Origin of the sequence: Photorhabdus namnaonensis (assembly GCF_001684335.1) — a bacterium.
Lineage (GTDB): Bacteria > Pseudomonadota > Gammaproteobacteria > Enterobacterales > Enterobacteriaceae > Photorhabdus > Photorhabdus namnaonensis.
This window is the reverse complement of record NZ_LOIC01000018.1, coordinates 71,183-93,335: the sequence shown is the minus strand read 5'-3', so window position 1 is coordinate 93,335 and position 22,153 is coordinate 71,183. Positions and strand designations below refer to the sequence as shown.

Sequence of the window (22,153 nt, the reverse complement as noted above, 5' to 3'; positions counted from 1 at the left end):
ATATGAACCTAAAAGACTTTATTGATAGATTGTCTGGGCAGGAAGTTCGTCTTTTTGTTGAAAATGGGACGCTAAAATCTCAGTCTGCTCCGGGTGCCATCACACCTGAACAGGGAAAATTTATTAAACAAAACAAACAAGCAATTATCGATTTTCTCTCTCATGCAGAGGTGACGGGGCAACAGAAGCTTTCGTCATTACAACGTCGGCGCCTTACCAAGGCTCCGTTATCCTTTGCCCAGCGCCGTTTTTGGCTGGTCGAACAGGTCTCTACAGTTGAACGTCAGTATAAGATTTCAACCGCGTTCAATTTATATGGTCAATTTTCCTTGGAAGCCGCAAGTCAGGCGATAGAGGCCATTCTTAAACGACATGAAATTTTACGAACTGTTTATCAGGCATCACAGGGCATGCCCGAACAAGTCGTGTTGGACGACTATGTTTTCCAGATTGACAAAGAGATCCTTGCCGATGATGTTGATCCACAGCAACACATAGAGGATTGGCTGGAGAGGCAGAGACAGAGGAAATTTGATTTAAGTAGGGATTTGCCGCTAAGAGTGGCTTATTTAGCATCGGATCTAAAATCAGAGACATCTGATAAGCCGTTGGTCGGCGTATTGTTTTTTGATTTGCACCATATTGCTGCTGATGGCTGGTCGCTGGCGATATTAATTGATGAATTTACCCTTCTTTATCAGCAAATTGTGCATGGTAAACCCGCCTTACTGGCTGAGCTTGAACTGCAATATTCGGACTATGCCTATTGGCAGAATCAAGCTGAAACTCAGCAAGTGTTTGACGAGCAGTTGCAATATTGGCAACAACAGTTGGCTAACTTGCCATTGGTTCATGAATTGCCGTTGGATTATGCTCGTCCTCAAAAATTGGATATGCGCAGTGCAACGCATATGCAAAAGATACCAATGGAGACGGTGAGTCAACTTAAGCGATTAGCTGCGGAGGCAAATGCCACTTTATTCATGCTCTTGCATACCGCTTTTGCGGTGATGCTAGGTCGTTACAGTGATAACCCGGATGTGGTTATTGGCACACCTATCACAAGTCGGCCGGTACAGAAACTGGAGTCGCTCATTGGTTGTTTCCTCAATACGCTCGTATTGCGTTTGGATTGTACACCGACGCTGACATTCCATGAGTTGTTGAAGAGTGCAAGACAGGTGCACCTTGATGCACAGAGCAATCAAGCCATTCCATTCGAATTATTGGTCGAGAAGCTGCTGGCTGAGCAAAGCACCGCGTTTACGCCCTTATTCCAAGTGCTTTTCTCAATGCAAAATTATGAATCTCAACAGTTGGAACTTGCTGATGCTGAGTTTGAAGAGGTTATGGAGCAAAAGGGACAAACGCAGTTTGATTTGACCTTAACCGCAGCAGAAGATAAGGACGGACTGTCGCTGATTTTTGAGTTTAATCAATGGCTCTTTAACCCGGACACCATCGCCCGTTTTGCCGAAAATATGCAGTTATTGTTGGCGCATATTGCGGTCAACGGTGATAGGCCGATTAATCAATTGGCGATCATCAGTGAGCAGGAACAAGCTGTGTTGAACAAATCTCATCAATCAGCTTGGCAACTGCCTGAGGAGCAACCTTTTGTGCATCGGCTTATTCAACAGCGGGCGGTTGAGTATCCTGAGCGAGTGGCAATTCGCTATCAGGAACAAAGCCTCAGTTTTGCTGAACTTGATGCAAGGGCTAATCAGATCGCTCAATTATTATTGACTAAAGGCGCTGACAACAACCCGTTGGTTGCTATTTTGATGGAGCCTGGCATTGACTTTGTTGTCAGCATGCTAGCGATATTGAAAGCAGGGTGTGCTTATTTGCCATTGGACCCCACTTATTCTGTGGCACGGTTAAGTTTTATCTTGGCTGACAGCAATGTTGGTTTGGTTATCGCCGATAATAAAAGTATCGATAAGGTTGATTTACCGACGGGTAGCGTTTGCACTATCTTGCTTGATGACGCCGAAATTGCCGCCCAGGCCCGTACTGAACCGATATTGGCCTCAAGTGTGACAGCAGATTCCCTCGCCTATGTCATTTATACCTCGGGTTCAACGGGGAATCCTAAAGGGGTGATGATCCAGCATGGGGCGTTGAGCGCATCCACTGTTGGGCGGTTTAATTCATACTCGATAGTACCGGAGAAATTTTTACTGGTTTCCTCCTTTGCTTTCGATTCATCGATTCCGGCGATATATTGGGGGCTTGGCAGCGGTGCAACGTTGCATTTAATGGCCCCTCAAGATGCGAAAGATGCATCGTATGTGGCAAAGATTATAGACAGTCGACAAATTAGCCACGTTCTTTTTATTCCCAGTTTCTACGATGCTGTTCTTGATTACCTTGTCGGACATTCACTCCGTAAAGTGATTGGCGCCGGCGAAAATTTGTCGGACAACGTAAAGACAAAACATTTCCAGTATCAGCCTCAGGCAACGCTTGTCAACGAATATGGGCCGACGGAAGCCACCGTGTGGTCTTCGTTGAAAATCTTTGAAAAGGCGACTGATCCAGTCACGATTGGTCGTCCCGCTCCCCATGTGTCACTTTATGTGCTGGCAAAAGATCGCTCCCACTGCCCGGTCGGCGTAGTGGGAGAACTGTATGTTGGTGGTGTCGGATTAGCAAAAGGGTATTTGAACCGCCCGGAACTGACGGCTGAACGTTTTATTGATCATTTGGACGCTAAAGGTAACAGCGAACGGCTATATCGCACCGGTGATTTAGTGAAGGTGTTGCCAACAGGCGAAATTGCTTACATTGGCCGAAACGATTTCCAGGTGAAATTACGCGGTTTTCGTCTCGAATTGGGGGAAATTGAACACTGTATCCGTACTCATTTTGATGTCGCGGATGCTGTGGTTTGTGTGAGACAGGATGACAAGCAGCGGCAATCCTTGGTGGCTTATTTGGTCGCTCCGTCGATGCTCGACATACGTGAACAGCGCGATAAAGTCGAGCGTATCTTGCCAGAGTTTATGTGGCCCAGCTTCTATGTGTTATTGCCGGAAATGCCACGGACTGAGAATGGTAAAATTAATCGTCAAGCCCTGCCTGCTCCATGTGTGGAAAATATCGCCGAGGAGCCTTTTACGCCACCAGAAACGGCAACTGAAAAGCAGCTAGTTGGATTGTTCCATAGAGAGCTTGGGTTGACGCCAATCAATATTGAGGCCCGGTTTGTACAGCTCGGCATTCACTCACTGCAATTTGTCAAACTCGGCAGTGCCATCAGTGAAGAATTGAAGATCGAACTGTCGGTAAAGGATTTTTACGTCTATGACACGTTGTTTGCTTTAGCACAGTATGTTGAGCAGCAGCTTGCCGAACGACGGAAACAGATTGACGGAGAGAGGGAGGTCGTTGAACTGTGAATATCGCCGCATTTTTAGCTGACTTAAAACAGCAAGACATTATGGTGTACCTTGAATCTGACTCGCTTAAGCTGAACGCGCCTAAAGGCGCAGTATCGCAAGATATGCTGACTGAATTGAGAACGCATAAGGCAGAGATCATTGCGTATTTGCAAGGGCAACAATCAAATCCATTACCGATCAAGACCGTCGACAGAGGGCTGACTCGATTACCTCTCTCTTTTGCACAACAACGCCTGTGGTTCATCGACCAGCTCTTTGGCAGCAGCGAACATTACAACATGGCGACAGTGTTGGAAGTGAGTGGCGCGTTCGATTTAACGATTGCTGAAAAAGTCATGCAACGAATTGTTGAACGCCATGAAGTATTGCGCTCAGTTTACCGAGAAGAGCGAGGTGAAGTATGGCAGGAGATTCAGTCGGATGTTAAGGCAAAAATCAATGTTCGGCACTTGACATGTGACCCTGCCGATCTGAAAGCGATATTTTATCAGTATGTTTCTGCTCCGTTTGATTTACAGAATGATCTCATGGTCCGGATCGACTTTTTTACCACTGATACACAGCGGCAATTCCTTATCATCAATTTGCACCATATTGCGGGAGACGGATTGTCTTTTTCTCTATTGATGGAAGAATTTGTCACCCATTATCGAGCGATTAAGCAGAATCTGCCGGAATCCTTGCCTGTACTGCCGGTACAATATGCAGATTATGCTTACACTCAGCAGTCATGGATTGCTGACGGGGTGTTTGATGCGCAACTTGATTATTGGCGACAAAAATTAGTTGATATACCGCAAGTTCACCAATTTCCATTAGATTTTCAGCGGCCAGTGAAACAGACCAACTACGGTGTTAAGGTGCGATTCCGATTGGAACGGCAATTTTCGGCAATGTTGCGTAAACATGCGGGCGATGCCGGCGCCACTCTATTTATGTTATTGCACGCTGCATTTTCAGTATTTATCGCTCGCTACAGCCGGCAAACAGATATTGTCATTGGTACCCCGGCCACCAACCGTAAACAAAAAGAGTTACAGTCACTGATCGGGTTATTCGTCAATACGCTGGCGTTGAGGACCGAATATCAGGGTGAAATTGATTTCATGCAGTTTGTGCAGCATGTAAAGCAAGTCAACATTGAAGCACAAATGAATCAGGATTTGCCGTTTGATGTTCTTGTGGAGAAATTGGCGGTGAGCCGGAACATCGCTTACTCACCTATATTCCAGTTCATGTTCACAATGGATACGACGGAGGCCAGCGAATCGAGACTGGATGACGTGATATTTATGCCGGTATCTTCGGGTGAAGCGTTCTCTAAATTCGATTTGGAACTCGATGCGATTGATGACGGTGACACTATTCTATTTGAAGTGGTATACAACAGTAGCTTATTCCATGAACACACCATCGCAAGGTTACTCAAATCGTTTGAAATCTTACTGATTGATATCGCCAAAAATCCTTATAAAACATTAGGCGCTTTGGCATTGTTGGATGAAGACGAAAAGCGCCGATTAGGGCGACAACTGGCAATACCGTCTTCTATCGCGACAACGACAGAATCTGTGCAATGCCGGTTTGAACGTCAGGCAGAACAAAGATCCGATGCCACCGCTTTGGTATGGCAGGTTGCGGGAGAAAATCAAACCCTGACATATCGAGAGTTAAACCAGCGGGCTAACCGGTTGGCGCATTACCTCATCGAAAAGGGGGTTGAGCCGGGCAATATTGTCGCGTTATGTTTACCTCGCTCCCCTGAGATGATTATCAGTATATTGGCGGTACTGAAAGCAGGCGCCGCTTACACCCCCATTGACGTTGACAACCCTCAGTCCCGAATCCATCACATTATTGCGGATTGTCGGCCGGTGATCGTATTGACGAACAACGCATATGCAGGCAAGTTTGCTGAGCTGAATGTCATTGTTGAGCTATTAACCCTGGAAATGGCGCTGTTTTCAGGGGCTGCATCGGATAATCCGAATATCAACCATCGCTTGGATCAACTTGCCTACGTCATGTATACCTCCGGATCGACGGGCAAACCTAAAGGGGTCATGGTAGAGCATACCCAGTTGAGCCATTTTGTGGCGGCAGCATTGGCAATGTATGCCGTTAAACCTGACGACAACGTATTACAGTTCTCCTCATTTGCATTTGATATTTCCATTGAAGAGTGTTTTGTCACCCTAAGTGCAGGGGCCGCTTTGGTATTGAGGAACGATGATTGGCTCGACAGCGCTGACCTATTTTGGCAACAGTGTGGTCAGCACAACATCACCGTAATGAGTTTACCCACTGCATTTTGGCATCAGGTGAGTAGTGGCGACGCTTTGGTGCCTGACATGCTACGGTTGGTTATCGTTGGCGGTGAAGCCATTAATGCTGAAATTGTCAGACATTGGTTCGCATCAGCAAACCGTCCTCCGGTGATGAATACCTATGGGCCGACCGAAACAACAGTCTTGGCGAGCTACTACTTAATCGAATCCGCGTTGCAGATTGAGCAATCGGTGCCTATTGGCAGAGTATGTGGTCATGTTAAAGCCTATATTGTTGATGAGCGTTTGAATTTGGCGCCACAAGGCGTCATTGGTGAATTGGTTGTTGGTGGTAAAGGCGTTTCTCGCGGCTACTTGAACAGATCTGAGGAGCAGCAGAAAAGTTTTATTCAAGTTGCTTTTTTCGACGGTGAGGTTGAGCGGCTTTACCGAACCGGCGATCTGGTGAGGTTTAATGTTCATGGTGAGCTTGAATATATCGGGCGGAAGGATAGCCAGATAAAAATTCGGGGTTTCCGCATTGAGCCGGGTGAGATTGAGAATCAACTTATTGCGATTGATGGGGTGAGACAGGCGGTTGTCACGGTTAATGAGCTTAACGGCAACAAACAACTGATTGCATACTACGTTGCTGATGCGCCGCTGGAGCCAGCAGCGCTGAGGGAACAAATAAGCCAAACCTTGCCGGAATATATGGTCCCCAATACCTTTATTGCGCTAGCCAGTATTCCAATGACGGTAAACGGAAAAGTCGACTACAAAGCGTTGCTGAGTGTAGAGATGCAAGAGCCGTTACCGGAGAACAACAGTTTCCCGCAGGGGGCGCTGGAGGAACAACTGGCTGATATGTGGCAGCAGTTGTTAGGCTATCCTAAAGTGGGCCGTACCGATAACTTTTTCAAGCTAGGGGGACATTCCCTATTGGCGATTAAGTTGGTCTCGGAGATCCAGAAAACCTTGGCCGTATCGATCTCTGTTCGGGTCGTCTTTGAAAGCCAAACCTTGGCGGAACTGGCGCAATTGATCGCTGAACAACAAAGAGCAACTTGCGGCAATGCAGCGATAGCGCCAATTACGCCTGCCGCTGAAATAGCGCGGCTTCCATTGTCGTTTGCCCAGCAACGGCTTTGGTTTATTGACCAGTTAGATGGGCAAACGCCTCAATATAATATGCCGTTGGCATTAACCGTCAAAGGGGACTTCAATCTCGCTATCGCTGAACGTGCGATAAACATGATTGTCCAGCGGCACCAAGTGTTGCGAACGGTCTATCGGCATGATACCGCCGGTGCATGGCAGGAAGTGTTGGACAAGGTAACGGTGAAGATAGACCGCATTGACTACCAGAGCCTTGGGGAAAAAAGCGGCCAACAGCAGGTACAAGAATTTATTCAGCAACACGCGGAGCAGGCATTTGATTTGGCTAACGATGTCATGCTGCGAGCAGCTTATCTAAAAATAGCGGAAAATCAGTGTGTTATGGTATTCAATATGCACCATATCGCATCAGATGGTTGGTCAATCAAAGTGCTTGCTGATGAATTTGTCAACATATACAGCCAACTGCTTGAGGGCAGTCAGCAACCGGCTTTGCCATCGCTACCCATTCAATATAAAGATTATGCGGTCTGGCAACGGCAACAACTACAGGGTGAAACGTTACAAACGGATCTTAACTACTGGCTCACTCAGCTTAATGAGTTGCCTCCTGTACACGACTTACCGTTGGATTATTCACGTCCATTACAGCTTGGCAGCCGTGGCGGGCTATTTGAATTTAGTGCTGACAAGTCTCTGTTGACTGGGCTCAAATCCCTTGCCAGTCAGCACAATACTAGCCTGTTTGTGGTATTGCATGCGGCGTTTACCCTGTTACTCGCCCGTCATGGACAAAGCAAGGATATTGTCATCGGGACGCCGGTTGCGAATCGTTTGCAGGTGGAAGTTGAGCCGCTTATCGGCTTTTTCGTCAACATGCTCGTGCTGCGTACCCAATACCAGGCCGATCTCACTTTTGCTGAATATCTGTCACATATTCGCCAAGTCAATATTGATGCTCAAGCACATCAGTTACTGCCGTTTGAACTATTGGTGGAGAAAATGCAGCCGGAGCGGAGTACAAGTTACTCGCCGCTATTCCAAGTTGTATTCTCAATGGATACTAATGAGTCCAAGGTATTGCAATTGAGTCACCTTGAATTTGAGTACCTTGATAGCGAACATGTCACAGCCCAGTTCGATTTAACCCTGGATGCTAGTGAAGATGAGAACAGTCTTGATTTTAGTTTTGAATATAACTGTGAACTATTCGAGCGGTCGACAATAACCCGATTCAGCCAACGGTTCCTGACTTTATTGTCTGCATTAGTGAGTGATCAATATCAAACAGCTCCTTTGGCTAAACTGCCGGTGTTAACTGTGCAGGAAAGAGAATATCTGTTGGTCGATATCAATGACAATTGGCAGCCTTATCCGGCTGATAAGTGCATTCATCAATTGTTCGAAGAACAGGTGGAACGGAGTCCAGCACAAACAGCGGTTATTGACGGCGAGTTGCATCTCACTTACCGGCAAGTGAACGCTCAAGCGAATCGGGTCGCTCACTTTTTGTTGGACAAAGGTTATACCTCGGATTCCTTTATTGCGGTTTGTATGGAGCGTACTGCGGTTTCAGTGATTACCGTACTTGGTATCTTGAAGGCGGGTTTAGCCTATGTGCCGTTTGATGCTGATCAGCCATTGCAGCGGATTGAATACATTCTTCAAGATAGCGGTACACCATTGGTTGTGGTGGATGATATTCAGCGTTTGCCTGTTGAAGTGGCTTCGGCGTACAACATCTGGAGATTGGATGAGATATTAAACCAGTCGCAGATTGATACTAATATTGCGGCGACGCGGCGTCATTCAGTCGCGACCAATTTGGCTTACATGACTTACACCTCAGGCACAACGGGTCATCCCAAAGGCGTGATGGTTGAGCACACGGCGATGATTGCGCGTTTTTATGGTTGGGATGCGGTATTTGGCTTATTCCAGAGGCCGCCGACCGTATTGCAAATGGCGGGTTTGGCGGTGGATATTTTTCTGGGAGACATCGTTAAAAGCTTGACCACCGGTGGTCGCTTGGTGATTTGTCGCAAGTCGGATTTAATTACCACAGAGGCTTTGTATCAGCTTATTGAACAACAACAGGTGACATTTGGTGACTTTGTGCCGGTCATTCTGAGAAATTTACTCGATTATGCTGAACAAAACAGGGTTCGATTAAATTCACTGCGCCATATATTAGTGGGTTCCGAAGCTTGGTATGGTCGTGATTTGAACCGCTTGCAAAAGCTGATGCATCCTGATGGCCGTTGTTTCAATATTTATGGACAAACAGAATCAGTGATTGACGCCAGTTACGGTGATGTGACTCATCTCTCTTTGCCTGATGATGCCTATGTTCCCATTGGTACGCCGTTTGCCAATACCCACATTTATATCCTTGACGCTTATGGCGAGCCTGTGCCTATGGGGGTGGTGGGTGAAATTGCGGTAGGCGGCCCTGGTTTGGCAAGAGGTTACAACCACAATAGCGAATTAACGCAACAAAAATTTGTTAAAGACAATCTTTCTGGTGGTTGTGGTTATATTTATCACACCGGTGATCAAGCGAGATTGAAATCTGATGGAACGCTGGCGTTTTTAGGGCGTAATGATGATCAAATAAAACTGCGTGGATTCCGCATTGAACTGGCTGAAATTGATGCCAAGCTGCGTGTATTACCTGATGTACAAAATGCTATTACTATGGTGCGGGAAATAGAGCCGGGCAATAAACAAATTATCGCTTATTTGCAAACGTCGCAATCGTTGTTGGTTGAACAGATCAGAGAACAGCTACGGCATCAATTACCTCATTACATGGTTCCCAGTGCATTTGTCTGTCTGGACGCTTTCCCGGTGAGTATTACCGGAAAAGTGGATAAAGAAAAACTACCCGCACCAGAGGCCAGTGCTTTTACCAGTACTGAATATGTTGCGCCACAAAATGACGTTGAAAGAATATTAGCCTCTATTTTTGCCGTTGTTTTGAAGCAGGAGAAAGTAAGTCGTTACGATAATTTCTTTGCTTTGGGGGGTGACTCAATATTAATTGTGCGTGTTGTTGCAATGGCTAAACAGGCAGGTTTGGCGCTCAGTGTAAAAGATATTTTGGCCTATCAAAGTATTCATGAAATAACGCAGCAATTACCTGATTTAAACAACAAAAATATCTCTTCTAAAGATGCTTATCACGCTTTTTCATTACTCACGGATGACGAACGGGCGGCATTAAAAGAGCAATCCACATTGGATGATGCATATTCATTGTCGAGTTTGCAACTGGGGTCTATTTATCATCAGCTAAAAGATGAAAGTTACCATATTGTAGAGCATTACTCGATTAATATGGCGTGGAATGAACAAGCGTTTTGTCAAGCGTTTAACGCCATAATACAACGCCATGAACTATTGCGTGCGACATACAACTTCGAATTAGGAAGAGCGCTGCAATATATTCATAAAACGATTGCTTTGCCGGTTACGTTTAATGATTGTCGCCACCTTTCCGCGCAGGAATTTGAGCATCAATTAGCGCACTGTTTAGAACAGGAAAATAGCAACTTTTTCGCTGAAAATGAATTAATGTGGCGAGTTACTGTATTTATTGACGCTAATAATACCTTTGCTCTGGTTTTGTCCCATCAACACGCCATTCTTGACGGTTGGAGTGTCGCCAACCTAAAAGTTGAGTTTATGGAAAACTATTTATCGGTGTTGTCTGGCGGTTCTATTCCACCAAGAGCCGGCTTACCGCATTACGGTGAATATATTGCTGAGGAGCTGGCGGCTATTGATGCTCCTGAACACAAAGCCTATTGGCAGCACATTGCCAACGCTGCGGTATTGCCTGACTGGACCGGCAAAGGATCAACACAACATTATGCCGCTCGTCTTGAGCTATCTTATTTACATGATGATTTGCAACAACTTGCGACGAGCTTAAACGTGCCGTTGCGCACATTGCTGTTGGCGGTACATGTTTATATATTGGCGAAAATCAATGGCACTGATTCCATAACCAGTTCGGTGGTCAGCCACGGAAGACTTGAAGTGGAGGGGGCTGAATCTTGTCTTGGATTATTCTTAAATACGCCGCCGGTTAATGCCGATATCCATCAACAAACTTGGTCGTCGCTAATTCAGCAATTAACCGAATATAGCACTGCAAGCTGGCCTTATCGACATTATCCGGTTGCTATGATGCAAGAGGAATTCAAGTGTGACTACTCTGGTGCTTTATTTAACTATGTCGATTTTCATGTGGCTGATGAATTACAGCCAACTCAGGATATTGAGCCTGAACAGGCTGATGATCATGAATATGAACGAGTTGATTATGGTTATGATTTTGTTTGCCATCATAGTTCCGCTAATAGTTTTCTGGTTCTGCAATTAGCGTTAACTCAATCGGTATTTGGGGAACATCAGGCGGGGCAAATATTAGCTTATTATGAAACCGCAATAAAATCGATGTTAGTTTCACGACATCATCACTTAGGGCATGCGGATTATTTGGCGCCAAGTCAAATCCAACACTTGCATCAATTAGCCCACAATGCGTCATCTATTGCCAATGATTGCCCATCTCTGACGCGATTATTTGCCCGAGTTGCGCGTCAAATACCTGATGAAGTGGCCTTGTCAGGGCCTTGGGGAAGCATGAATTATGCTCAGTTGGCGTTAGCGGCGGACAAGCTGGCGGCACTTCTTGTTGCGCGGGGTATTGGGATAAATGATACGGTGGGTATTTATTTATCAAGTAGTCCTGAGGTGGTGATTAGTGTCTTAGCCATTTTGAAAGCGAACGCGACATTTGTGCCATTAGCAACCGATTATCCAATAGAACGCATTGCCCATATTATTAACGATGCTGATATTCAGCTTATTGTTTCACAGCGTTCTGAAAGCCACACTTTGCCTGTTGATGAACAAAGAATTGTTATGGTTGATGAGCTTGAGTCGGTTGATACTGCTGTTGTGGCGCCAGAAACGGCATTATCAGCGCAAGAGCGTATTGCTTACATCATGTATACCTCGGGTTCAACGGGTACGCCTAAAGGCATTAAGATCAGTCATCACAATTTATTGAGCTATTATCAGGCTACTCAACGCTGTTATCCGACAAATTCTGCCCGTGTATTGCAAATTGCCAACATTGGTTTTGATATTTTTATCGAAGAATTAATGTTGTCGGTATTTTCCGGCGGTCGTCTGGTTATGGATCGTCATAAAACAGCGTACAGCGTTAAACAGTTATGTCAGATCATTAATGCGCAAAAAGTCACACTTATTTCAGTACCCACAGCCTTATGGCATGAGTGGACGTATCAATTAACCGCTGACGATGTTGAGCGACTTGTTGAGCATTTGAAGTTGTGCATTGTCGGTGGTGAAGCCATGCGAATGGAATTATTGGCGTTATGGCAACAAAAAACACAAGGAAAGATTCGTTTATTCAACACTTATGGACCGACTGAAACAACTATTGTAGCGACGGCTATCGATGTCACACAATTAGATACTTTAACAAATTCAGTGGTGCCTATAGGACGTCCTTTGGCACATTGTCAGACCTATGTTTTGGATTCTCAAGGTGGATTGGTACCGCCAGGTGTTATTGGTGAACTCTACATTGCTGGCGACGCTTTGAGCTTGGGCTATGTAAATAACCCAGAGCAAAATGCGGCACAATTTATTGAAATGGTCATCTTGCCGGAACAAACAGTACGTTTATATAAAACTGGTGATCGTGTTTATTGGAATAACGATGGTGAACTGGTTTATGTCGGTCGCCTTGATAATCAGGTCAAGATCAGAGGTTTTCGTATCGAAACCCGCGAAATAGAGTCAGCACTGTCAGCTCTTGATGGAGTGGCGACAAGTATTGTGCGAGTGACTGTCGATGCAACCGGCGAAAAACAGCTATGTGCCTGGTTGGTGATGCCAGAGGGCGCTGAAACGGATGCTGCCATTCCCTTGATAAGAGAGCGACTGAAAACCCGATTACCGGAATATATGGCGCCAACTCTATATGCCGTGATAGCCGCCATACCAACCACGGCTAATGGTAAAGTGGATTTTGCCGCCTTACCAGAGCCAAAACCTTGCATTACCCGTGGGTTGGATCGTGTTGCGGAAACTGAAATTGAAAAACAGTTGATACAACTGTGTGCCGACGCACTGAAATTACCATTAAGCATGGTGAGTTTAACCGCATCTTTTATCGAGTTGGGCGGGAACTCATTAACCTTGTTGAGGTTTTTACATCAGATACAACAGACTTTTGCGGTAGCGGTAAGCGTTGCCGATGTCATGACAGCCGGTGATCTCGCCATACTGGCGCTGATAATTGAGCGTAAGCAGTTGCAGCAAGCTGAACAAGCCAATCAGGGACATAACTCGGTGGCAGAAGAGGGTTGGTTATGATGATGAAAATAGACGCTGATAAATAAGGTGGAATAATGCGAGTCGTTGATATTATTCGGCAAACTTCGGCTGCGGGCGTGCGGTTATTTGTTGAGCACGGTAAATTGGGTTTTAAGGTCATGTCAGGTTGTGTTTTTACCCCTGAACTAAAAAACCTGGTGGTTGCTAATAAAGCTGACATTATTGCTTTTTTAGCGCCGGATGAAGCCATTAAATTGGTGTCATTGGGTGCTGACCAAACGCCATTATTTTTGGTCCCCGGCGCAGGTGCGCCGGTATCATCTTTTATTGATTTAGCCCGAGAAATAAAAAACGATTTCTGCCTCAAAGTATTTGACGCGACTTCCCTATTCTTGGGAGGGAAAACAGTGACAGTCAAAACATTGGCTGAACGCTATGCGGCATTACTTTTGCAAGCTTATCCACAACAGCATTATCGACTGGTGGGTGATTGTGTGGGGGCATGTATTGCTTTCGAGGTCGCTTTAGCGTTAGAAAACGAAGGAAAAACGGTTGATTTGATAGCACTTGATAGTTTTCTTACCGCCTATGAGCAACAGCCTTATACCCGCGAGGAGATCGATGAAGTCAGTGCTGAGTTAGCTCAAGGCATTGAAGGTGAAGCGCTGGAAAGCTTTATTGAAGTTTATAAAAGCTACTCGATGATGACTTGCAATTATGTTCCATCAGCCAGATTAAAGGGCAAGATGACATTCATTTATTGCGAAACTTCCATACAACTACGGGCAGAGAAAGAGAAAATTATTGCATCGTTACAAGATTATGTCGCACAAACGATTACTTGTGGCATGGTAAGCGGCGATCATTATTCAGTATTAAAACCGGGTGCTGTTGAAGGTCTGGCTGAGGCTATATTGCGACAACGCTACCTGCCAGAGCCTTCATTCAAAAAATCGAACTTAACCTATCAGGAGTTGCTCGACATTGTGCAATATCGGGCCGATATTTATCGGCCTATAAATAATATCAATCATTGTCACCGAGTGAGGATATCACCGGCCGGATATTGGTTTATTGAGATAGCGGATGGTTGTGTACATATTGATTTTAACGCTGATGATGCAATGTATGAACAATATGATTTTGATAGTGAAATTGAAATCAGTGTGGATGCATTGATAGCGTGCGCAACCAGTGAAGAACCATCCGCCGCTGTCGCTAAGGCGATATTAGATAATAAAATTCGGGTACAACGAGGAGAAGAGTTGTATCACTTATCATGGATTGTTTTTGGCATCACGAAACTTGATGAAATTTTTCACTGGATTGATCAACAAGATAGCCAAGATCAATATTTAGATGTTCAAACTGATGGCATTGCTTTTGACGATAAATGGCATGCCAATTCTCCCGTTTGTACTCGTTATATGCCTGCTCATTACAGTGTGATTCATAAAGCATTAATGTCTCTGCCGATCGAGTACAGTGATTTTGAATTTGTCGATTTGGGATGTGGTAAAGGTCGGACGATTATCTGTGCGTCTGATTACAATTTTAGCAAGATTACCGGAGTAGAAATGATTGAATCGTTGGCATTAATTGCGCAGCAAAATGTTAACGTTATAAATAAAAAAAATCACATTGAGATAATACAAACTGATGTAAATAATTATCAATTTAATGAAAACCATGTGGTTATTTATAATTTTGATGGTTTTTTAAATGATCAGCTTAAGCAACTTCTACGGCGGTTGAAAACAGATGTTTATGACAAAGGCTATAGAGTGTTGATTTTGCAAATTAATGGTGATGATGCTATTTATCAACACTGTCTTTGGTTAACGTCAGAAACAATTAGCCGAGGTTTTATGGGGGGATGGAATATCACTTTGTGGCAAAGTAAAGGTTGTTAAAGTCTGGCAATAATAGAATTTTATTTAGGAGTTAATCTCGATGATCTCTGATTTGGTTAAAGCCAATCGGTTAAAAATTATTTTTAATAGTATCGTTGGTGCTTTTAGTGCTTTCTTTAGTATTTGGTTAATTTCCTTGATTACCGATGATGCATTGGAGCAGATTAGTGCTGATTTAGTATCATGGACAGTTAAGTTCTTCATCGGACTCGCTTGTTTATTTATTGTGAGTTCTTTTGCTAATTACTTAATGACAAAGTTAAGCGTCAAAATTATTTTTGAAGTTCGTAGTACCTTAGTGAAACGTATCTTGAATACCCCTTATGCCATTTTGGATCGGATTGGCGGGCATAAAGTTCAAGCTAGTTTAACTTCTGATGTGAGTGATATTTCCAGGGCTATTTCCACCATGCCACAGTTTATTTATCATGTGATTACAGTGATTGCATGTTTCGGTTTTCTGGCATTCAAATCGATTGAGCTGTTTATGGTCACGTTGGTCACTCTCCCGTTAGGGCTTTTGGTATCACGTTATTTTATTAGTAAAGCCGAAGCTTATGATGAGGTATATCGTGATGATTATGATAGCCTTCATGAACAATTTAAAAGTTTGGTGGATGGTGTTAAAGAGCTTAATAATAATGAAAAGCGCAAACATTCGTTTTTTAATCGAGGTGTTTTACCATCATTAGAAAAGATTAATGATTCTGATCTTAAATCAGAAATTTTCTGGAAATTAAATGAAAACTGGGGGCAAATATTATTATTTATGGTGCTTGGGTCTATTTTATTTTCTCACGTTATGTGGGGGATAGGGGCAGGCAATGATATTCTTACCTTTATCTTTATTATGACCTTTTTACTGGGTCCTGTTGATTTTATTCTATCCTCACAGGAAACCATAGTAAAAGCGCTTATATCTCTACGTAAGATTGATCGCTTAAAATTCTCTGAAAACTTATCAATGGAACCAACCTTAACCAACACAGAAGAATTTAAAGAGTGGTCTCGAATTTCCCTGCGTTCCATCAGCTTTAAATATGCCGGTGAAGGGAATTGTTTTTCTGTTGGGCCGATTAATCTGGATATTCAGCGTGGCGAAATTATCATTATAAAAGGCGGTAATGGCAGTGGCAAATCAACCTTTGCCAAATTGTTGATTGGCCTATTGAATAAATCTGATGGTGATATTTTCATAGATGATAAGGTAATTGATAAAGATAACCGAGAGAATTATCTGAATATGTACAGTGTTATTCATTCGGATTTTTATCTGTTTGATACGGTGATTAATCGAAAAGGTGAACTTGCCGATGATGAATTAACTCGTCAATATCTGAAAAAATTGGATTTAGCGGCAAAAGTTACGGTGAAAGAGGGCAGATTGTCCACAACTAAGCTTTCTCATGGTCAACGTAAACGCTTGGCTCTGGTTATCTCTTATATGGAAGATGCGCCTATTTATTTGTTTGATGAATGGGCTGCCGATCAGGACCCTAATTATAGAAGATTTTTCTATCATGAATTACTTCCCGAAATGAAGCGCAATGGAAAAACGGTCATCGTTATTAGCCATGACGATAAATATTTTCATATCGCGGATAGAGTTATCACTATGGATAATGGTTTGGTGGATAATATTGAAATCAACGTACACCCCGATAAAGTAGAAAATGCTGCTTTAGAGCCTGCTATTTCTACTATGTCGTTATAGTTGTAGATGTCGTTATAGTAGTAAATGTCATTATAATAGGAAGATGTAATCATAATAGAGAATAGATATCAGGAGGTTATAATGTTGGAACTATTTGAAGATCAATTGGCTGGCATTAGAGAAAAATATGGGAGTGGTTGCTTAAAAAGAGTAGAGGATATGTTTTATCCTTTATTACAACAAAGAGCGCCATTACAAGCAGATGCCAAGTATGTTATGCCTGGGCTTTCTACCACGCCGTGGTTAGATACGAATTCTTTTCCGCAATTGCAGCCGTTAGTCACCTCATTGATGAATAGTGCGGGTAAAATAAAACAGGAAATTAACGCGGTCATCAGTGGCGAGTCCCAACATATAACCGATTATGAGCACTATTTGGGAACTCAAAAAGATTGGAAAGCATTATATCTATTTAAAAATGGTCAACCTAATAACGCGGTTGCCAATATTCTACCTGACACATGGCATATTTTTAATAATGAGTTACGGGATTGGCATTGCCCGCTATTAGAAGTTCACTTTTCGGTGTTGCAACCGGGTACGGTGATTAAACCGCATTGTGATTTATGGAATTTCACCCTTAATTTACATTTTGCGGTCGATATTCCTGCCAGCAATTGTGAGATCATCGTTGCCAATGAAGCCAGATGCTGGAAAGAAGGAGAATGTTTACTTTTTGATTATTCTTATCAGCATGAAGCTTATAACCGTTCAGATAAACATAGAATTTGTCTATTAATGGATATCTGGCATCCCAATTTATCATTTGCAGAACGAGAAGCGCTGGTGTTGATCATTACCGGTATCCGTAAACTTTTTGGTTAGTTTATTTTCCTAGATATGTGTTGTTGGGTATTGGCAACACAGTTTAAAAGGATAGCCTTTATGAATATAAAGAGGCAGTGCATGGTGTCTGATATTCAGGAGTTTGATGGCTTCATTTTTGAGCTTGACTCAACAGAACAGACATATTTAAAGCAGGAATTTTTAGAGTCTACTCTAAAATATGACATTGATAATTTCGAAGAATTTTACTGGCAATGTTTTTATCAATCGTTTAATTTGCCTGTGCGTTTACAGAAAAAGCTATTTGACTTTCGTGCGTTAGAAAATGAAAATTATTTGCTGATCAAGGGATTGCCTATCCCTGATGATCTTGGCTTAACGCCTTTATCTTATGAACAAACAAATAGTTCTGAGGTGGCGGGTGTTCGTACTTTGATATCAACGATTTTATCTCGAATTGGATATATTTATTCGTTTGTTAATAAAAAGAACTTTAATTTTATCGATGATGTCTTTCCAATGGAACAATATAAGAATGCGCAGTTAGGGACAAACAAGGAGTTTTTGGAATGGCATGTTGAAGATGGTTTCCATGATGCAAAAGCGGATTGGGTTGCTTTATATTGTCTGCGCGGCGATAAAAATGCTGAAACCTACTTATTTCAAACAAAAAATATTCATTTGGATGCTGAAACTATTGCTGAATTGCAAAAACCAAACTTTGAGATCGATGTCGATCCAACCTTTGTGTCGAATATTGCTGGCCGTCGTTGTGTTGCCATATTAAGTCAACATGAAGAGCCAGAAATGATATTTGATCCCGCTTATATGCGTTGTTTAACACCAAAGGCAGAAGCCGCGTTGGAAAAGTTGAATCAATGTATTAATGAAAATAGAGAGACCTTTGTATTATCTCCCGGAGAAATGTTGCTGTTTGATAACCGTAAAGTCGCTCATGCACGCAGCGAGTATGAACCTCGATACGATGGTTATGATCGTTGGTTACTCAGAGCATTAATATTGGAATCAAAATTCAAAGCCAGAGATTGCTTTTATACCGGCACTTTAAGGGCGAAATAAAAATGACATCATTTAAAGCAATATCATTTAAATCAATCACATTACTGTCAACTATTCTGTTGATAATAAGTTGTGGTGGATTTAAAAGTTACTCATCAAAGACTACGACAGCGTTTGAAGCGAAAATTGTTCGTACACATTATGGTGTACCTCATATTTATGCACAGGACTTGGGAAGTCTGAGTTTTGGTAACGCGTATGCTCAGGCACAAGATAATATATGTATTATAGCGGATAATTATGTGCGTATTAGGGGAGAGCGTGCGCGTTTCTTTGGTGCTGATAGAAAGAAGCAGGGCGATTCACTTAATTTAATTCAGGATTTCGGCTATAAAACCTTAGCTTTGGTGGAGCAAGCACGTGAAAAGTGGCCTCAATTAAGTGCCGATTCAAAGATAATTATTGATGGATTTGTCGCGGGTTATAATACTTACCTATCTCATGTGAGGGCAGGGCGTTATACCTTGCCAAAAGCCTGCCGAGATCAAGAATGGGTAGTCCCTATTCAACGTGAGGATGTATTGGCATATGTGTTTTCTATCGCGGCATTTCCTGGTTCGGCTCAATTTCTTGCTGATTATTATGCGGCTGATCCCAATAATGATGATCAAAAACAGTTGGCTTCATATACATCAAGGCATAATGATTATTCGATTGGTTCGAATGGTTGGGCGTTAGGCCGTGATAAAGTTGAAGGGGCTAATGGCATGCTATTGGCGAACCCCCATTTTCCTTATGAAGGCGACCTGCGTTTTTGGCAAGTGCATCATGTGATGAATGGAAAGATTGATGTCATGGGCGCGGCTTTAATTGGTTTACCCGGCATAGTTAATATTGGATTTAACCATAATATTGCCTGGACTCATACTTATTCACCGGCTGAACATGTCGTTGTTTACAAAATGCAAACTGCTGCTAACAATCCGCTGAATTATGTGATTGATGGTGTTATTAAGCCGGTAATGTCGAAGCCAATTCATATTGAAGTCAAAACCGACAGTGGTATTGAAATTGTCACCAAAAATTATTTTTATACTGATATTGGGCCTATTATTGAAAATGAAGACTTTGCCTGGTCCGAGTCTGAATTTTATGTTGTAAAAGATGTCAATCTTTACAACCTTGATATGATTGATCATTGGTTGGCGTTGAATCGAGCGAATAGTCTTGCTGATGCAAAACAATCTTATAAAGACTTTAATGGTTTGGCTTTTAATAACACTTTGTTGACCGGTAAAGAAGGCGTTGGTATTTTTATTGGCGATAGAGCTGTGCCGGCATTATCTCTTGAAGCTATCCAACTGCTGAATAACGACGAAACTCTGGCGACAGCACGCGAGAAATATGGTGTGACTATTTTACCGGGTAACTCATCATCAATGATTTTTACCGAAGCTTTGGGTTATGATCAGATCCCGCAACTTGTGGAAACATCCTATGTACAAAATTCCAATGATTCTCACTGGGCAACGAACCTGGAGCATTTGCTCGAAGGTTTTTCTCCACTTCTTGGTAACGAACGAAAGCCATTGTCGTTCAGAACTCGTATGGGGTTGCAACTAATAGAGGATGCGGCGGGTGATAATAAGCGATTTTCTTTAATAGAGTTAGAACGGGCGTTACTATCTGAGCGTTCATATTTAGCTGAGCTGATATTAAAAGATGTGATTACCCTATGTGATAAAACACCGAGCCGATTAATTAAATTGGAGAATGGAATAAAGGTGGATATTACTCAGGCATGTCAATTGCTATCACAATGGAACGGTGAATTTAACGCGGGTAGCCGTGGTGCTATTATATTTCGTGAATTGGCATTTTTAATTGATCAGCAAAAACACTTTGTCGTACCGTTTGACATAGCCCACCCGGCAACAACACCACGTCAATTAAAACAAAGTGAAGAGCTTATTACCTTGTTAGCACGGGCGGTTGCTAATGTGAATAGTGCGGGGTTGGCTTTAGATATTCCGGTGAGTAAGTTTCAATTTATTGAAAGTACTGCACCTGATGGTAAACCGGCAAGTAATCGTATGAGTTGGCCGGGATTATTTGAAGAAGAAGGTGGCTTTAATATGATCGCTACATGGGATTGGGATGAAACTCTATTTCCCAAACATCATTATGCTGTGCGTAATGATGTGGTAAGTGGTGAAGCATTGGAATCGAAGTTAACTGATCAGGGATATCATATTCGTTTTGGTTCTAGTTGGATAATGTTGGTCGCATTTGATCAACAAGGACCTAATGCGCGAGGGTTACTCACTTATTCGCAATCTTCTGATATTGATTCGCCGTATTTTGCAGATCAGAGCGGGTTTTATTCTCATTATAAACAATTATCGCCGTTGCCTTATCGGCCAGAAGAGATTAAACGATCAACTATTTCAGAATTCATTATCAAACATTAGATATAGTGATAAATTGAACGTTGGTTGGAATATTTTTAGAGGATTTAACTGGCTGCTTGCTTCAGCCAGTTATAGAAAATACTATTTATTCTTTGGAACTATATAAATATGATAGATTTTTCTAATTCTGGTTATCAGAAATGCGTAGAATTCACCATGCCATCCACAGAAGATGTGTTTGCTTGTATGCTGGATAGAATCCCTTTTATTATTCGAGGAGGTGCTGAACAGTGGGTAGCAAGAACGAAGTGGACATGGGACTATTTTCAGCAAAAGTTTGGTCATCACCTGATAAAAGTGTTCCGATCATCAAATAATAAAGGTAATAAATATATGTCTCTTGGTGACTATATTGATTATATAAAAGAGGGGGACGAATTTGATCCTTATTATGCTTCTGCGTGGCAATTTTCGCTCTATTTTAAAGAGTTGGTGAGTGATTATGAGGTTCCTGACTATTTTTCCTGCTTAATTCGTCAGCGTATTGCGGACGATATTTTGCATAATGAAGCAGCATTACTCTTACTTCGCTGGATTTATATGGGGCCTAAAAACAGTGGTTCTCGTTTGCATTTGGACATTGCTTCTACTCATGCCTGGAATGCGGTTATTAGTGGTCGGAAAGAGTGGGTATTTTATGGGCCGGAAGAAATAGCGAAAATAGGTTATGGCAAAGTTGATGCTTTTAACCCTGATCTAGCTTTATATCCCGATTTTATTCAGGCTCGGGGTGTTCATTGTATACAGAATCCTGGTGATATTATTTTCACGCCTTGTACACACTATCATCAAGTTAAAAATTTGGCGGCAGGAATTTCAATCACTGAAAATTTTATTAATGACACGAACCTAGAGCTTGTTAAGCATTCCATAAATAACGACGATGATATATCACCGGAACAAGCCAATTTTATTCGGATGTTGATTCCTGAATTAGGTTAACCGGAATTCTGTTTAAACCGTCACTCTCGAATGAAAAAATTCAGTGGCGGTTTCTTCTTATTTAAACAATAAGTCCACCCAACACGGTTAATAAATCCCTCTTGCCAGTACATGGTCGTGAACGTTCTAATAT

General features: G+C 42.6%; 8 protein-coding genes. All 8 read left to right on the top strand.

Annotated features, from left to right (window positions below):
- Nucleotides 1-2 precede the first annotated feature (2 nt).
- The 8 genes from Phpb_RS02770 (at nt 3) to Phpb_RS02735 (ending at nt 22,020) form a co-directional block, all read left to right on the top strand.
- Nucleotides 3-3,404, top strand: coding sequence for a non-ribosomal peptide synthetase (locus tag Phpb_RS02770; protein WP_065389071.1), 3,402 nt, complete (start codon nt 3-5; stop codon nt 3,402-3,404).
- A complete protein-coding gene (locus Phpb_RS02765; RefSeq protein WP_065389070.1) occupies nt 3,401-13,213 on the top strand; it encodes a non-ribosomal peptide synthetase in 9,813 nt (3,270 codons plus the stop codon). The genes Phpb_RS02770 and Phpb_RS02765 overlap by 4 nt, the downstream gene beginning before the upstream one ends.
- A gap of 35 nt (nt 13,214-13,248) precedes the next feature.
- Nucleotides 13,249-15,087 carry a thioesterase domain-containing protein gene (locus tag Phpb_RS02760; protein WP_065389069.1) on the top strand — a complete coding sequence of 613 codons (1,839 nt, stop codon included), beginning with the start codon at nt 13,249-13,251 and terminating at the stop codon, nt 15,085-15,087.
- Between the two features lie 40 nt (nt 15,088-15,127).
- Nucleotides 15,128-16,801 (top strand): cyclic peptide export ABC transporter, encoded by a 1,674-nt coding sequence (locus tag Phpb_RS02755; RefSeq protein WP_065389068.1) that lies wholly within the window; start codon nt 15,128-15,130, stop codon nt 16,799-16,801.
- Between the two features lie 81 nt (nt 16,802-16,882).
- Nucleotides 16,883-17,626 carry an aspartyl/asparaginyl beta-hydroxylase domain-containing protein gene (locus Phpb_RS02750; RefSeq protein ID WP_065389067.1) on the top strand — a complete coding sequence of 248 codons (744 nt, stop codon included), beginning with the start codon at nt 16,883-16,885 and terminating at the stop codon, nt 17,624-17,626.
- Between the two features lie 60 nt (nt 17,627-17,686).
- A complete protein-coding gene (locus Phpb_RS02745; RefSeq protein WP_240492388.1) occupies nt 17,687-18,667 on the top strand; it encodes a TauD/TfdA family dioxygenase in 981 nt (326 codons plus the stop codon).
- Between the two features lie 2 nt (nt 18,668-18,669).
- A complete protein-coding gene (locus Phpb_RS02740) occupies nt 18,670-21,078 on the top strand; it encodes an acylase (RefSeq protein WP_065389065.1) in 2,409 nt (802 codons plus the stop codon).
- Between the two features lie 156 nt (nt 21,079-21,234).
- On the top strand, nt 21,235-22,020 hold the full coding sequence (locus tag Phpb_RS02735) for a cupin-like domain-containing protein (RefSeq protein ID WP_075489386.1): 786 nt from the start codon (nt 21,235-21,237) through the stop codon (nt 22,018-22,020).
- Nucleotides 22,021-22,153 lie beyond the last annotated feature (133 nt).